At 43.3% G+C, this 15896-nt stretch carries 12 protein-coding genes and 1 pseudogene; 6 read left to right on the forward strand and 7 right to left on the reverse strand.

Going from position 1 to position 15896, the window contains the following annotated elements:
* The first annotated feature begins 553 nt into the window (after positions 1-553).
* The gene (gene glnS, locus PSI14_RS05670) at positions 554-2221 is read left to right on the forward strand and encodes a glutamine--tRNA ligase (RefSeq protein WP_273574903.1); all 1668 of its coding nucleotides are present in this window, start codon (positions 554-556) and stop codon (positions 2219-2221) included.
* Positions 2222-2471: 250 nt separating this feature from the next.
* A complete protein-coding gene (locus PSI14_RS05675) occupies positions 2472-5177 on the forward strand; it encodes a beta-N-acetylhexosaminidase (RefSeq protein ID WP_273574904.1) in 2706 nt (901 codons plus the stop codon).
* 102 nt (positions 5178-5279) lie between these two features.
* Here PSI14_RS05675 and fur read toward each other — a convergent pair whose 3' ends face one another.
* From fur to ybfE, 3 genes are all read right to left on the reverse strand, one after another.
* Positions 5280-5729, reverse strand: a complete 450-nt coding sequence (gene fur, locus PSI14_RS05680) for a ferric iron uptake transcriptional regulator (RefSeq protein WP_273574905.1) — start codon at positions 5727-5729, stop codon at positions 5280-5282.
* A gap of 182 nt (positions 5730-5911) precedes the next feature.
* The gene (gene fldA, locus PSI14_RS05685) at positions 5912-6445 is read right to left on the reverse strand and encodes a flavodoxin FldA (protein WP_273574906.1); all 534 of its coding nucleotides are present in this window, start codon (positions 6443-6445) and stop codon (positions 5912-5914) included.
* 175 nt (positions 6446-6620) lie between these two features.
* Complete coding sequence (ybfE, locus tag PSI14_RS05690; RefSeq protein ID WP_273555510.1) at positions 6621-6911, reverse strand: LexA regulated protein; 291 nt, start codon at positions 6909-6911, stop codon at positions 6621-6623.
* Between the two features lie 310 nt (positions 6912-7221).
* Here ybfE and PSI14_RS05695 point away from each other — a divergent pair, with 310 nt between their 5' ends.
* Both PSI14_RS05695 and PSI14_RS20135 read left to right on the forward strand, forming a co-directional pair.
* Positions 7222-7332 carry a transposase gene (locus PSI14_RS05695; RefSeq protein WP_273574907.1) on the forward strand — a complete coding sequence of 37 codons (111 nt, stop codon included), beginning with the start codon at positions 7222-7224 and terminating at the stop codon, positions 7330-7332.
* A 77-nt stretch (positions 7333-7409) separates the two neighbouring features.
* Positions 7410-7613 (forward strand): annotated as a pseudogene (locus tag PSI14_RS20135) (IS3 family transposase); the annotation flags it as partial.
* Positions 7614-7659: 46 nt separating this feature from the next.
* On the opposite strand, the gene PSI14_RS05700 reads toward PSI14_RS20135, so the two are convergent.
* The 4 genes from PSI14_RS05700 to PSI14_RS05715 all read right to left on the reverse strand — a co-directional run bounded on the left by PSI14_RS05700 (position 7660) and on the right by PSI14_RS05715 (position 14469).
* Positions 7660-8655: a GlxA family transcriptional regulator gene (locus tag PSI14_RS05700; RefSeq protein WP_273574908.1), complete on the reverse strand. Its 996-nt coding sequence runs from the start codon at positions 8653-8655 to the stop codon at positions 7660-7662.
* 150 nt (positions 8656-8805) lie between these two features.
* Positions 8806-10986, reverse strand: a complete 2181-nt coding sequence (locus tag PSI14_RS05705; protein ID WP_273574909.1) for a type I secretion system permease/ATPase — start codon at positions 10984-10986, stop codon at positions 8806-8808.
* A 2-nt stretch (positions 10987-10988) separates the two neighbouring features.
* The gene (locus PSI14_RS05710; protein WP_273574910.1) at positions 10989-12344 is read right to left on the reverse strand and encodes an HlyD family type I secretion periplasmic adaptor subunit; all 1356 of its coding nucleotides are present in this window, start codon (positions 12342-12344) and stop codon (positions 10989-10991) included.
* A complete protein-coding gene (locus tag PSI14_RS05715) occupies positions 12337-14469 on the reverse strand; it encodes a peptidase domain-containing ABC transporter (protein WP_273574911.1) in 2133 nt (710 codons plus the stop codon). Before PSI14_RS05715 ends, PSI14_RS05710 begins: the two co-directional genes overlap by 8 nt.
* Before the next feature lie 542 nt (positions 14470-15011).
* Here PSI14_RS05715 and rtxH point away from each other — a divergent pair.
* Together rtxH and rtxC are read left to right on the forward strand one after the other, a co-directional pair.
* Positions 15012-15389, forward strand: coding sequence for a protein RtxH (gene rtxH / locus PSI14_RS05720; protein WP_273574912.1), 378 nt, complete (start codon positions 15012-15014; stop codon positions 15387-15389).
* Between the two features lie 34 nt (positions 15390-15423).
* Positions 15424-15885, forward strand: a complete 462-nt coding sequence (rtxC, locus tag PSI14_RS05725; RefSeq protein ID WP_273574913.1) for an RTX toxin-activating lysine-acyltransferase RtxC — start codon at positions 15424-15426, stop codon at positions 15883-15885.
* Positions 15886-15896 lie beyond the last annotated feature (11 nt).

A 15896-nucleotide genomic window follows, 5' to 3' on the forward strand; every position in this document is an offset into this window, starting at 1 on the left:
ATAATAGAAAAGGCAAAACTTCCAGTTGTGTTGATATGCTGAATGGTATAAGAATCAAGTAGTCGCTCTTCATTTTCTGAATAAAGTTAAACCAGATAGTGATCTTTTTTCTTTAATCAACTCTCTACACTACTCATTATGTGTTCGGGGGAGCTGATGTCTTTAATATATACTCATATAATCAATAAAATTAAATAATATTATATATAAAATGTATGTTATCTTTTATAAGTAACTTACTTTTCGGGATCGTGAGATTGGCATGAGAGCGAAATCAAAGTTTGATCTTCTTGTTTGGTATGAGGTTTTATGGCATCTGCATAATCGCAAGCAATATGCCAGTCTTTACGATTATAAATTTCCGATATTGGTTAATTTATAGCCTGTCATTCCATAATGAGGACAAATTCAACCTGCCATTATTTGATTTCTTCAGTTGGATAAGATTAAAGCTGTTCCACCATTTCCCACTAACAAAGTATTGTTTCTCGGTTCAGCTTATTGGATTATAGAAGGTTATGTTGAAGCATTTTTTGCATTGAGGAAAAAAACGATGAGTGAGGCAGATGCCCGCCCGACAAACTTTATTCGTCAGATTATTGACGAAGATCTGGCAACGGGTAAACATACATCCGTACATACCCGTTTCCCACCTGAACCTAACGGTTATCTGCATATCGGTCATGCTAAATCGATCTGCTTGAATTTCGGCATCGCTCAAGACTATCAGGGACAATGCAACCTACGTTTTGACGACACAAACCCGGTCAAGGAAGATATTGAGTACGTTGAGTCGATTAAAAATGACGTACAGTGGTTGGGCTTCCAGTGGAGTGGGAATATTCGCTACTCTTCTGATTATTTCGATACCCTGTATCAATACGCTATTGAATTAATCAATAAAGGTCTGGCGTATGTAGATGAACTGTGTCCTGAAGAGATCCGTGTATATCGCGGAACTTTAAAAGAACCAGGTAAAAACAGCCCGTATCGTGATCGCAGCGTAGAAGAAAACCTGGCTTTGTTTGAAAAAATGCGTGCCGGTGAATTTGCTGAAGGTAAGGCATGTTTGCGTGCCAAAATTGATATGGCATCCCCGTTCATTGTTATGCGTGATCCGGTAATCTACCGCATCAAATTTGCAGAGCATCACCAGTCAGGCAATAAATGGTGCATCTATCCGATGTACGATTTTACCCACTGCATTTCCGATGCGCTGGAAGGGATTACCCATTCCATTTGTACGCTGGAGTTCCAGGATAACCGTCGTTTGTACGATTGGGTCTTGGATAACATTACGATTGATTGCCATCCGCGTCAGTACGAGTTTTCTCGCCTGAATCTGGAATATGCGGTGATGTCAAAGCGTAAACTTAACCAGCTGGTGGTAGAAAACATCGTTGATGGTTGGGATGATCCGCGTATGCCAACTATTTCGGGGTTACGTCGTCGTGGTTATACCGCAGCTTCTATCCGCGAATTCTGCCGTCGCATTGGGGTGACTAAACAGGATAACAACGTTGAAATGGCGGCGTTGGAATCCTGTATCCGTGATGACTTGAATGAAAATGCACCGCGCGCCATGGCGGTTCTTGATCCAGTGAAACTGGTGATTGAGAACATGCCGGAAGGGGAAGTTATTCTGACGATGCCTAATCATCCGAATAAACCAGAAATGGGCAGCCGTGAAGTACCGTTCAGTCGTGAACTGTATATTGACCGTGCTGATTTCCGTGAAGAAGCAAACCGTCAATATAAGCGTCTGGTTTTGGGCAAAGAAGTACGTCTGCGCAATGCCTATGTGATTAAAGCTGATTGTGTTGAAAAAGACGCGGAAGGCAATATCACTACGATTTATTGCCAGTATGACGAGCAAACCCTGAACAAAGATCCAGCCGATGGCCGCAAGGTTAAGGGTGTCATTCACTGGGTAAGTGCTGCACACGGCGTACCAGCAGAATTTTATCTGTATGACCGTCTGTTCAGCGGAGCAAACCCGGGGGCAGAAGATGACTTTTTGTCTACTATCAATCCAGAGTCGCTGGTGATTCGTAAAGGATTTGTAGAACCAGGGTTGGCAAATGCCTTGCCAGAAAAAACCTATCAGTTTGAGCGTGAAGGTTATTTCTGTGCTGACAGCCGCCTCTCAAGTGCTGAAAGTCTGGTATTTAACCGTACAGTTGGTCTGCGTGATACCTGGGCAAAGATCTCACAAGAGTAACAAGCTCACAAAGATAATGTGACTCAGGTTATTTAACCCATACATTATTAATTCATACACTAAAAAGCGTGATTATCTTCACGCTTTTTTTATGCTTAATAGAATCGTAATGAAAATTAACTCTTCTAGCTAAGATTAGAAATTGCCTTATAGTCACATGTTGTGTAGGGTTATTGGCTGGCCAAATCTGTACATTATTCACCCAAGAATTTGCCCATCGAAAAAATAATAAATTCGGACGAGGTAATTTATGAAAATCATTAAATTACGTACCTTGGCAGCACTTATCACGACAGTTGGATTTATAGGTAGCATTCATGCAGAAACGGCATCATTAGTGCCATTGCAGCAATCAGTGTCACCACAGCAGATTGTGGATTTACTGAGTCAGTTAAAAGTCAATTTCAAAGTCATTGATAATCAGGCTGGTTCACATGGTACAGATTGCGCCATTCTTGGTGCGGATTCGGCTGCTTGTAATCGGGTTAACATTATCTTGAGCAATGGCAATCAGGCGATCGACTCTTCTGATTGGGCACTCTATTTTCACAGTATTCGCCAAATCCTGAAACTGAACAATGAGCAATACAAAATCACCCATATCACGGGGGATTTACATAAGCTGGAACCGACGGAGAAATTCAAAGGCATCAAGGCCAATGAAAAGGTCGTGCTACCGATTATTGATGAATATTGGCAGATTTTCAGTACCGATTTTATGCCACGTTGGTATGCGACTTCCGGTGATGCTATACCCAAGGTATTGATGAATACAGATACTGAAAACATCAGTGAATTTTTATCTGATCTGGAAGGTGAACAGTGGAAACGTACTACAACGGATAACAATATCCTGATGACACCTGAAAACCGTTTTGTAAAAAACCAACAGGTGGCAACAATCCACGAGGATAAACTCCGTGGGCAGATTATTCCGACCCCGAAAGAACTTTCCATTCACTCACAGGATGTGGATTTATCCCGCGGAGTGAAACTAGAGTTGGGAGGGTTAAGCAGTGAATCTATTAAAGTGATCAGGGAACGTTTCAAAGCCCATGATATTAATTTAACAGATAGCGGTTATCGAATAGCAACGCAAATAAACGCAAACCAATTTACGGGGCCTTGGCGAGTCAAGGGGGCGTACTCGTTGCAGATTACCACAAAGGGAACACAAATCGTCGCGTTTGATCAATCTGGCGTATTCTATGGTCTGCAATCACTGTTTTCCTTACTTCCCGCCAGTGGCATTCCAAATATTGCTACATTGACGGCAAAAGATGCACCAAGGTTTGAATATCGTGGTGTTTTCCTTGATGTTGGGCGAAATTTTCATAGCAAAGAAGCTGTTTTGCGCCTGCTCGATCAAATGTCCAATTATAAGCTGAACAAATTCCATTTCCATTTGAGTGACGATGAAGGCTGGCGTTTGGAGATACCCGGTTTACCGGAATTGACAGAAATAGGCAGTCAACGTTGTCATGATTTAAGTGAAACTCAGTGTTTATTGCCACAATTGGGATCAGGGCCGGATAGCAATAATATGGGAAGTGGCTATTTTAGCCGTCAGGATTACATTGATATTCTGAATTATGCCAAAGCTCGCCAAATAGAAGTTATCCCAGAAATTGATATACCCGCCCATGCTCGTGCCGCAGTTGTGTCAATGGAAGCACGTTATAAGAAGCTCATGGCACAGGGCAAAAAGCAGGAGGCTAATGAATATCGTTTGCTTGATCCGACAGATACCTCAAATACAACATCTGTGCAGTTCTATGATCGCCATAGTTATCTTAATCCATGTATGGATTCCTCAAAACGGTTTATTGATAAAGTTATCAGCGAAGTCGTTGCCATGCATAAAGAAGCCGGGCTGCCGTTGGATACATGGCATTTTGGTGGTGATGAAGCGAAAAATATCCGTTTGGGCGCAGGATATCAGGACAAAGATGGGCCGATTGTGCCGGGCAAAGGGATTATCAACCAAAAAATTGAGGATAAACCGTGGGCCAAATCTCAGGTTTGCCAGAAGATGATAACGCAAGGTGTTATTAAAGATGTTGATGAACTCGCCAGTTATTTTGCCATGGAAGTCAGCAAAATCGTCAATGCCCACGGCATCAGTACTATGCAGGCATGGCAGGATGGTTTGAAGCACGCTAAATCGGCAAAGGATTTCGCTACTGAACATGTTGCGGTGAATTTCTGGGATACCCTTTATTGGGGAGGCTATGATTCCGCCAATGATTGGGCGAATAAGGGATATCAAGTTGTTGTTTCCAGCCCTGATTATGTCTATCTGGATATGCCATATGAAGTCAATCCGAAAGAGCGGGGCTACTATTGGGCAACTCGCTTTAATGATGAAGCGAAAATTTTCAGCTTTGCTCCGAATAACATGCCACAAAATGCTGAGACTTCGGTGGATCGTGATGGCAACCGCTTTAACACCCATAGTAATAAACATTGGCCGGGGGCTTATGGGATGTCAGGGCTATCATGGAGTGAAACCGTGCGTACCGATGAGCAAATGGAATATATGATTTATCCACGTTTACTACCGCTGGCGGAACGAGCATGGCACAAAGCGGACTGGGAACAGAAATATCAGCAGGGCAGGGAATATAAAGGAGGCGTAACACACTATGTTGATACCGCTCTCCTTCAACATGATTGGGAGCGCTTTGCCAATCTGATAGGACAGCGTGAGTTGGCTAAGTTGGATAAAGCCAAAACCTCATATCGTCTGCCGGTGCCGGGTGGCAGAATTGTTTCTGGGACACTTGAAGCAAATATCGCATTACCGGGGATTGCTATCCAATACTCATTGGATAATGGAAAGACATGGCAAGTTTACAATGACAGACAGCGACCTCATGTCAGCAGTAATGTGAAAATTCGCTCAGTCAATATTGATGGGAAACGCTTTAGCCGCATGGATGAAGTGAAATTTTAACGCTTAAAGCAACCTGCCGATTAGCTTGAGCTAATCGGCAGTAGCTTATTCAGACTAATTCAAACACCAGAAGTGGACTAATTACTTCATTTCGCTTGTTTATCATGCTTTTTCATCATGAAATGCGCTATCTTTGCGGCAATCACCAGCAGTACAGTGACCATATAAATAAAGACTGTGGTTTGAGAGCTTAATTCCATAACGGTCAGCGATATTTTTCTGACGCTCTTCAATGAACTCATCACTAAATTCGATGACTTTACCGCAATCAAGACAAATCAGATGGTCATGGTGATGTTGCTGAGTGAGTTCAAAAACCGATTTACCGCCTTCAAAATTGTGGCGTGTGACAATGCCGGCATCATCGAACTGGTTCAACACGCGATAGACAGTGGCGAGGCCAATCTCTTCACCGATATCAATCAGTTTTTTGTAGAGATCCTCCGCACTGACATGATGGCATTCTGGGTCCTGTAGCACTTCCAGAATTTTCAAGCGTGGAAGTGTTACTTTAAGTCCAGCATTTTTCAATGCTTTATTGTTGTCGGTCATGCGGATTCAGTCCTGTAACTTGGGTTAAGTGAACTTATGATACTTGGGGGTATCGTGAGGGAATCATGATTCTGTTTCACGTTGTTGATTATAGGCATGGATATTCAAAATGAAAACCATGCCTATCCCGACATCATGACACATTATGCAAGAATAATCCTGCATGAAAGGGCTTAATTCCCTTATTCACCCAGAATCTCTGACAGGCTCATTTCAGCCTTAATTTGTTGTACCCAGGCTTTAACGCGCTCATCTGTCAATTCTGGTTGACGATCTTCATCAATGGCCAGACCAATAAAGTGGTTATCGTCGGCCATGCCTTTGGAGGCTTCAAAGTGATATCCTTCAGTTGGCCAGTGTCCTACGATAATCGCGCCATGAGGCTCAATAATATCGCGAATGGTGCCCATAGCATCACAGAAGTACTCTGCATAATCTTCCTGATCACCACAGCCGAACAAAGCAACCAGTTTCCCTTCGAAATTAATCTCTTCCAATGTTGGGAAGAAATCATCCCAATCACATTGAGCTTCGCCGTAATACCAAGTTGGGATGCCAAGCAGCAGAATATCGAAGGCTTCAATATCTTCTTTGCTGCTTTTGGCAATATCGTGGACTTCAGCAACATCAGCACCGCCCAATTTTTCTTGGATCATTTTGGCGATATTTTCTGTGTTGCCTGTATCGCTGCCGAAGAATATACCTATTATTGCCATAAAATGGGTTAACCTCTTGTTTTATCAGTGTATTAAATCCATACACATCACGCTGAAATCAGCTAGAAAAATGTTATTTTTAGTAACATGAAAAGCGTTATTTTGACCAAACATCAATGACAAATCTGTCAGATTTGTGTGGTGATGCCGCTTCATTGCAGTTGAATAAAAACCGTTAATCGGCAGAGTGATTTTCTTCTGCCAGTTGGGCCAACAGCATTTGTTCAATCAGTTCACTGCGGCTGATGTTGCGCTGTTTTGCCAGATGATTCAGTGCATCGACGGCATCTTCATTGAGCTTGAGTTCCACTCGACGCAGTCCTTTGACTTTATCTCGTCGCAACTGGTTGCGTTTATTGATCCTGAGCTGTTCATCCCTGGACAGCGGATTTGTTTTCGGTCGCCCTGGCCTGCGTTCATCTGCGAACAAATCCAGTGTGGTGCGATCAGTTTGTTCTTTTGCCATAAATTCAATTGATAATGGGCGTGTACCAACAATATAGCGGGCAATAATACCTTAGCTGGACGCGTGCCGCCACTGGCTAGTCTGGTTTTTCCGGGGGATTGTTAATGAGGTAAGGAAGAAGGAAGATTATTTTACCGTTTTACTTGGTAGTGGGCGTGTTGATGCTGGTGAGTCAAGTTTAATGAGTACTGAAGATAGAGACTGCTCCTTGTTGTTTGTAAAGCAAACTCGGAACAGCCTAAGTTGTTGTGCTTTAATAAATTCGGACACTTTGGTAAAGGAATAGAATGACTTTAATTAAGGTATCTTTATGAAACGAAAATCACCCCAAAAATTTACCGATAACTTTAAAAGAGAAGCCGTCAATCTGGTTGTTGAACAGGGCTATACCGTCCCACAGGCAGCGGAAACGCACTGCTGAGCAATCTCAAATCGGGACTTGCTCTGTCGCCATGACATGAGAGCAAGTCAGGGAGATGTTGGGGCGGGGCGTGTTGGAATAATGCCGTTGTTGAGCGTTTCTTTGGCAGTTTGAAACACAATTGGCTCTTCAAAAGCCATCATGAAAATCACGCGGAGATGAAAAAAGATGTCCGGGATTATCGGCATTATTACACTTTAACCCGATTGCACACGGCCAATAATGGTTTAACCCCCGGGGAATATGAAATGGCCTTCATAAAAATGTCCGATTTTTCTTGAGCAGAACAATTTACAGAGTGCAAAATTTGCGTGCAGAAAAGCGCCGTCAGTGATGATATTTTTGTCGGTACTCTTTTGGCGTCACTCCATTGCAACGTTTGAATAATTCCCTGAAATAACGTGTATCTTCATAACCCACTTCATGACTGATTTCTTCAATGGATTTCTGGGATTTTTCCAACCAATGCTTTGCCTGTGACAGACGAAGCTGTTGGATATATTGAATTGGTGTTTTTCCTGTGGCGATCTTAAAGCGACGTTTCATTTGTCGTTCGCAAAGATGAATTTTATTGGCTAAATCGGCGACAGATAAAATTTCAGAAGGGAAAGTATGCATCCAGTCTTGCAGTTTATGGATTAGCGAGTCGGTGTGTTGGCGATAAGGGGCAAAACAGGCGGAATCGAACGAGGTTTGATTGTCATTTTCGTCTAACAGAAATTTTGCACATTGTTCTCTGGCATATTGTCCGTACATCAACTCAACGATATTCAACATACAGCTCCCGCAGCCATAGGCACTGGAGATACAGAAACGGTGGTTATCGCTGATGATTTTTTTGTCGGTATGAAGGGGAATATGAGGAAAAAGTTTCTTAAATTCAGGGGAAAAATAAGGGTGGATTGTGGCGCTGGTGTTTAATAATTCTGCTTTGGCAAGCATAAATGTGCCTGAGCATATTGAAACGATGGGGATGTGCTTTTCATCCATTGCTTTAAGCCACGCAATGATTTCCGGTGTGCAATGCCGTGGTTCCCACTCAGGGAAACCCAGTGAACCGACCAGAATAATATCGGGATGTTGCTCGTAATCGAGAGAAGTGTAAAGAGAACCGTGGGTGATGGGATCTGAATCCATAAACAGGCTATCTGTATTATTGATTTTTTGACTGATCATTGCCTGATTGGTCGGAGAGATAATGCTGACATGAGGAACTGGGCCGCCAATGGCGTTGGCGGCGATGGTGAGAATTTCAATCGGCATAGCAACCGATGTTACCGATGTGTGAGAAAAAACCAATGCTGTAATAGAGACTTGTTTCATAGTTATATTCTCTTCCTTAAGAACATCTTATTATTCTGTGTTAATTTCTTTATGAAATTAATTTTAAGGTGAAACAAGCCTCATGTCTTCAATGAATTTCTTTTTTATAGCAATTAAAATAATAACTAGAGTAATAGTAAGTTAATTATATTATTTTGTTTGTTGATGCCAAAGTTGTGCATATAAACCATCTTGTTGCACCAGAGCATCGTGTGAACCTGATTCAGCAATTTTCCCCAGATCTAAAACGAAAATCTTATCGGCATGGCGGATGGTATTCAGCCGATGAGCGATGCTGATCACGGTTCGGTTTCGGCATATTTCATCCATATTGCACATGATGGCTGCTTCAGATTCATAATCCAGTGCGGAAGTGGCTTCATCAAGGATCAGAATTTTGGGATCATTCAGCAGTGCCCTTGCCAATGCGATGCGCTGCCGTTGCCCACCAGAAAGGCTGCATCCTTTTTCACCAACCGGATGTGCAAATTTATGTGGAAACGCATTGATGAAATCAGTGGCACCCGCCAGAGTCGCGGCCTTATAGACTTCCTCATCACTGGCATTGGGTTTGCACAGGCGGATATTGTCCGCAATGCTGCCGGAAAACAGAATGCTTTCCTGCAAGACAACGCTCATATTACGGCGCAGTGATACAGGATCAGCAATGGCTAAATCCATGCCATCCACCAATACTTGTCCGTGTTGTGGTACATATAGGCGCTGCAACAATCGTGTCAGTGTGCTTTTGCCGGAACCCGATGGCCCCGTAATGCCAATAAATTCCCCGGCCTTAATATCCAGTGACAGATTCGCCAGCACTTCTGGCGTATCGGCATGATAGCGGAAACGTATATTTCTGAACTCAATCTGGCCCGCCAGCTCAGGTGCCGATGCCAGCCCCTGTTTACTGTTTTCCATCGGTTCATCAAGAATGTCCCCCACCCGACGCAGGGCGATCAGGGTATGCTGAAAGTCTTGCCAGACTTGTGCCAATCGCAGGATGGGTTGGGTAACGTGCCCTGCCAGCATATTAAAAGCAATTAATTCACCGGGGGACAAATCGCCATTAAGCACACTGCGGACTCCCCACCAAAGCAGCAAGGCGGCAACTACTTTTTGGATCAGCTCGATCCCTTGTCCCGCTGCCAGCCCACTTTTCTGGGCAGTAAAACGTCGAATTAACTGCTGGCTCAATACTTTTTGCCATTGGTGCAAAAAACGTTTTTCTGTTGCGGTAGTTTTGATGGTTTCAATACCCGTAACCGCTTCTGTCAGGAAGGTGGTGGCATTGGCATCGGCTTCATATTCCTTTTCTACTTTGCTTCGAATGATTGGCCCGACAGCAATCCAGAGCAAAAAATAGAGAACCAGTGAACTGATTACGATCCATGTTAGCAGAGAGGAGTAATGGAACATCACACCCAGAAACAGAATGATGAAAATCAGATCAAGCAACAGCATGAGGGTAGAGCCGGTCAAAAATTGGCGGATCTGTGCCATTTCCCGGACTCTGGCGATAATCTGCCCTGTTTGCCGTTGTTTGAAATAGGGCAGGGGCAATCCCACCAGATGGCGATACAGCCTGCCGGAAAGCTCAGCATTGATTTGACTTGCCATATGCCCGAACACGGTATTACGCAGAAAGCCATACAGGGGTTCCGCCAATGCCAGCGCCAGCATCGCCATCCCCAGAATATGCAGGCTGGAAATACTCCGCCCAACCAGCACCTTGTCGATAACATTTTCAAATAGCAGGGGAGATGCCAGTGCAAAAAGTTGTAACACGATAGCAAACAGAAAAATGTCCCGTAACTGGTTTTTTTGCCTGAAAATGGAGGGATAAAACCAGCTTAGGCCAAATTTGACTTCCTGCTTGGTCAGGGATTTGTCAGCCACCAGTAGCACGTTATATCCCTGAAAAACATATTCGTCAGGATTTGTTGGCTCATCATGTTCAGAAGGCATTAACGTATGTACTTCGTATTTTCCGGTGGTGGGATCGAACACCGTAAATACGTCAGAACGGATTTCTGACAACACCCACCAGCGCTGATCTAATTTAATCAATGCAGGTAAAGGCAATGTGGCAGCTGTATCAGATGTCAGGCGTTCAAATTTACTGTGCAACCCGATGGCATCCGCAGCTTCACGAAGTTGTGGATCTGTCAGCGCAAGGGAATCCAGCCCCAGAGCATGATGCAATTGCTCGACAGAGGCCACTTTATGAAACTGTTTCCCTAAATGGGCGATGCAATCCAGTGCATAATTACTGATTTCGTTGTCGTGGTTTTTGTCTGTATTACTGGTAAAGGAAAAAGCGTCAGCCATGATTATTTTTCCCTCAATGCTTCAGATTGATATTCCTGAATCGGGCTGAGCAGATAATCAATCACTCTTCGCTGATCCGTCTTGATTTCCGCAACAATGGACATCCCCGCCGTGATTTCGACGGGTTTCCCATCGACCATAATATTGTTCTGTTTGAGACTGATTTGTGCGGGAAAAACCAGACCCAGCCGTTCATCGTTGGTGGAATCCCGTGAAACGCTGAGTAATTCCCCTTCAATCGTGCCATAGCGGGTATAAGGGAAAGCATCGACTTTGACGGTGACGTGCTGACCAGGATGTACAAAACCGGCATCTTTGTTCAGGATCTGGATTTCGGCAAGTTGCACATGTTCATCAGGAACAATCACCATCAAATTCTGGGCGGGTTGCAGAACTGCGCCGAGAGTGTGGACACTTAATTGTTGAACTGTACCTGTCACGGGAGAACGCACAACCTCAAGTTCTTCCCGTTCTTGCATTTTAGAAATTTCCTGCTTTATGACCGCCAATTGCATCTCTGCCTGTTTTCTTTTCTCAAACCATTCGCGCTCTTTTTGTACTTTGATGCTTTTTAAGCGCTCTTCCAGACTTTTGTATTGAGTCATCAGAATATTGAGTTCCGATTTTTGCTGAGCAATCAGCCTTTCTGTTTCCAGAAATTCCTTTTCTTGCTCCAGAAATTCCACTTTGCTGATAACCTGCTTTTGGCTCAATGTCTTGCGAGCCTGCAAACGCTGGTTGATATTTTCGCGCAGATTGGTCAATGAACGTATATCGCTACTCCGTGCTTTTTGAGAAGTCAGGTTCACTTCCATTTCTGCGTGGATAGTGGTGACAACTGCATCGAAATCTTGCTTTTCATGCGAATAATGCGCCAGAATTTTTTCCTGTTTTTCTGTAGATTGCTGCTGGAAAAGCGGCAGGGATTCCGGTTCATGTTTTCCAAGCAGTGCCTGATAACGGATTTCCTCTTCCATCAGATATTCGCGTTGCTCGATCAAGCGGGCAATATCCTGATTGACGCCAAGCGTATTGAGCGTAAGCAGTGGCATACCTTTCTCAACGTGCTGACCATTTGTGATATGAATGGCAATCAGGCGGCTCTGTTCATAAGCCTGAATGATTTGGGAACGACCAGAAGCGATCAAACGTCCGGTTGCGGTTGCCTGCACATCCAATTTCCCCAGACAGGCCCATAGCAAGGCAATCAGAACGCCAATACTCAGGGTTATTGCCGTATAACGGGCAAACGGGGAAGGTGGGCGCTGTGACAATGCCAAGTGTGTCGGTAAAAAATCATAATGGTGGGGAGCAGTACGTAACCGTTTGATCCCTTTACGTAAGATAGCCTTAAGCACGTGTAGGCTCCTCCTGTTTTGTTTCTGGTTTTAGCTCTTCTTGTTTTAACTCTTGCTGCAACTGCCAGAGTTTCCGGTAGTGTCTGCCTTGTTGCAGAAGCTGTTCATGGCTACCTTGTTCAATGATTTGCCCTTGGTGCAATACAATGATCCGGTCACATTGACGTACCGTGGAGAGCCGATGGGCAATGGTGATAACGGTTCTGCCTTGCGCAATATTGGCCATGTTGGTTTGAATGATGGCTTGTGATTCATCATCCAGTGCGCTGGTGGCTTCATCAAGGATCAGGATCTTGGGATCTGACAGCAGGGTTCTGGCAATGGCTAACCGTTGTCGCTGACCGCCTGATAGAGATTGCCCCCCTTCGGCGATCACCGTGTCATATCCCATCGGTAATTTGAGAATAAAATCGTGTGCCCCTGCCAGCTTTGCCGCCTCAATCACTGTGGATAACGGAGTATCAGGGCATGATTGGGACAAATTCTCATACACGGTTTTATTAAATAAAAAGTTTTCTTGCAGAACGATACCAATCTGCTGCCTGATGGATTCAATATTGAAATTTTGCAAGGGAATGCCGTCCAGCGTGATCGTGCCACTTTCCGGGGTATAAAGGCGTAGCAGCAAACGTGCCAGAGTGCTTTTTCCAGAACCAGAGGTTCCGACTACGCCCACGGTTTCACCCGCCCGAATATCCAGCGCGAAATGGTTAATGGTTGTCGGGAGGTCGGGTTGATAGCGGAAGACGACATCGGAGAATGAGATAGCGCCTTGCAATGCAACCTGTTCGTTGCCTGATTGCTGCTCTGTTGGCAGGTTCAGCATATCTCCCAGCTTATCAATGGCAATGCGTGAACGGATAAATTGCCCCCAGAGTTGCACCAATTTAGCCAGAGGCTGTTGGGTATGGCTGACCATCATATTGAAAGCAATCAATTGACCAATGGTCATGTGCAGGGAAAGCACTTCCGAAGCACCCAGCCAGATAATGACAGCACTAGTGACTTTTTGCAGCATCATCACCAGATGACCGGAACGATTATCCCATTGCTGTACATCATAACTGGTGCTGACCATTTTTTCGGTTTGACTATCCCAGCGGCGAATAAAACGGGGTTCAGCGGCCAGGCTTTTCAATGTCTCGGCACCTGCAACGGTTTCGGTCAGGAAAGAAGTATTGATTGCCGCATGAGTGAATTGTTTTTCCACCGCTTTTTCAATTTTTGGCGTGACCCACCAGGCAAGCAGGGCATAGCAGGGAATAGTAAGTAGGAAGATCAGCGTCAGCATACCGGACAGCAGGCTCATGACATAAATAAATACAAACATGAACAAAACGTCGATACACAGTGTGAACATGGAGCTGGTTAAAAACTCCCGAATCGTTTCCAGTTCCCGCACGCGTGTCACAATCGCGCCCACTTGACGGGTTTTAAAAAACAGCAATGGTAGGCCAAACAAGTGCTTAACCAGCTTCAATCCGAGTTTTATGTCAATCCGGTTGGCGGTGTGGGCATACTGATACTCACGCAACCCCCGCAGAATGACTTCGATCAATCCGGCCGCCACCAGCCCGAAAATCAGCACATCCAAGGTAGAAAATGCTTGGTGAACGAGCACCTTATCCATGACAACTTGCACGACCAGAGGAGAGATCAGTGCCAGAATCTGTAGAACGAAGGAAAACAGCAGTATCTCTGTAAGGTTTTTCTTTTGCCTGATAAATTCAGGAATGAACCAGCGAACATTAAACTGGCTGTTTTTTTGTTTTATTTTTAGCCATCGGCCACTCCATATATTGATAAATTCTTCTTTATTTAATATCTCTGGGATGTCTTGATTTGGTTTCTGAATTAATACCCGTTGTTCATCATATTTTGCCAAAATGAAAGGTTGCCCATCATTGCTGAACAAAACGGCAGGTAAGGAAATGTTGGCTAACTTCTTATTTATAGAGTATTTATTTTTGATTTTAATATTGCATTCTTTTTGTATTTTGTTTAGAGCGGAAATATAATCATCAACATCGTTTAAGTTTTTATTTGATGTGTCTGCATGCTTTCCATTAGATATCATAATTATTAAATTAATTAATGATATTGTTGTTTTTTCTATTTCATTCATTAAATTAAATCTACTTTAAATAAAGCTCTGTTTAAGAAAATAACCTGAAAACGAGTGAGGTGTTTATCTATTAATTAATTTTAATAAATTTATTAAAGGATATTATCTGTTATCAAAGAATATATGAGTGTCGGTAATTGGGACAAAATGTAGAGGTTAAACAGACATTTTTCTATTTATATATTGATTTTATCATATAAATGGATATATTTTTGTTCAAAGTAACTGATATCCTAACATAACTGGTAAACCGCAGTCGGTGAGCCATTTGATTTATCGCTCCATACTCAATGAGTTCATATTGTATTTGCCATTTTAGATAGAGCTTGAAAGCAGCGCCTTGAAAAATAAAGATAAGCTGAATTACTTTAACTTACTCAGGTAGTCGTAGCAATGTCACTGTTGCAATAAAATTTAATCATAAATGAGTCTATGATGAATATGGGTTCATTTATGATTTAATAATTTTAATCTAATGCAAATTTAACATTAAATAAATATTAATTTAATGTTAAATAAATATTTATTTAATGGATAATGCTATGTCTGAAAAATTTGTTCAAACCATCTCAAGTGTTAATTATAACAAAGGCGTATTCTCTCTTTATTTTGTGGGTCAAGAGCCTAATCGAATGGCTAATGGCACGCTGGCAGAAAATGACCAGGAATTACAATTAAAACAAGTTATTCATATGCCAGCTTCTGGTTTTATGTATATGGTTTCTATGGTTAAAAGTATGCTTGAAGATCCAAGAATGGAAGCTGAACTCAATAAATTGATCGCCGCTGGTTTTTTACCTGCTCCAGAAGCCATTGGTCAAGAAGCCATTGATCAAGAAGCTATTGATCAAGAAACAATTGCCCCGGAAACGGCTGAATCAAAAAAGCGCTCAAAACGTCATTCTGATACATCAAAATAATATCAACAAAATTCTATCAGGTAGTTGCTAGTCCATGATGATCAAACATCAATCGGCAACACTGAGTACGACTGAAATACAGGCAATGATTGGTGGGGTGATGTTGCTTTGTCAGCACTCCCCCTTGCATCGGCGTTATTTAGTTGCTGAATGGCAACAGCGCATCTTGCCTTCATTCCAGCTCAATCAGTTTTGCTATTACCAAGATGAACACCAACGCCCAGTTGCTTTTTGTAATTGGGCTTTTTTGTCTGACAGCAGCCGGAAAGCGATCCTTGCCGGTGAGCGGGAAATTTCGCGGGAAGACTGGCGTTCCGGCCAGCATATCTTTTTTCCAGAAATGATTGCGCCTTTCGGACATGCCCGTGACATTGCCTGCGATCTCCGTAGGCGTGTCTTTGCAGCATGGAAAGGACAAAAAGCCTGCACTGTCAGGGGAACTCTGGATGTTCAAAATGACCGCTGTATCCGTCGGGTACAGTGGTTTATTGTTTAATTTCTGCTCAA

Source organism: Xenorhabdus anantnagensis (genome assembly GCF_028598555.1).
Classification (GTDB): domain Bacteria; phylum Pseudomonadota; class Gammaproteobacteria; order Enterobacterales; family Enterobacteriaceae; genus Xenorhabdus; species Xenorhabdus anantnagensis.

Coding starts and splice junctions, on each gene's coding strand:
- glnS (WP_273574903.1), top strand. CDS start 554: ATGAGTGAGGCAGATGCCCGCCCGACAAACTTTATTCGTCAGATTATT.
- PSI14_RS05675 (WP_273574904.1), top strand. CDS start 2,472: ATGAAAATCATTAAATTACGTACCTTGGCAGCACTTATCACGACAGTT.
- fur (WP_273574905.1), bottom strand. CDS start 5,729: ATGACCGACAACAATAAAGCATTGAAAAATGCTGGACTTAAAGTAACA.
- fldA (WP_273574906.1), bottom strand. CDS start 6,445: ATGGCAATAATAGGTATATTCTTCGGCAGCGATACAGGCAACACAGAA.
- ybfE (WP_273555510.1), bottom strand. CDS start 6,911: ATGGCAAAAGAACAAACTGATCGCACCACACTGGATTTGTTCGCAGAT.
- PSI14_RS05695 (WP_273574907.1), top strand. CDS start 7,222: ATGAAACGAAAATCACCCCAAAAATTTACCGATAACTTTAAAAGAGAA.
- PSI14_RS05700 (WP_273574908.1), bottom strand. CDS start 8,655: ATGAAACAAGTCTCTATTACAGCATTGGTTTTTTCTCACACATCGGTA.
- PSI14_RS05705 (WP_273574909.1), bottom strand. CDS start 10,986: ATGGCTGACGCTTTTTCCTTTACCAGTAATACAGACAAAAACCACGAC.
- PSI14_RS05715 (WP_273574911.1), bottom strand. CDS start 14,469: ATGAATGAAATAGAAAAAACAACAATATCATTAATTAATTTAATAATT.
- rtxH (WP_273574912.1), top strand. CDS start 15,012: ATGTCTGAAAAATTTGTTCAAACCATCTCAAGTGTTAATTATAACAAA.
- rtxC (WP_273574913.1), top strand. CDS start 15,424: ATGATGATCAAACATCAATCGGCAACACTGAGTACGACTGAAATACAG.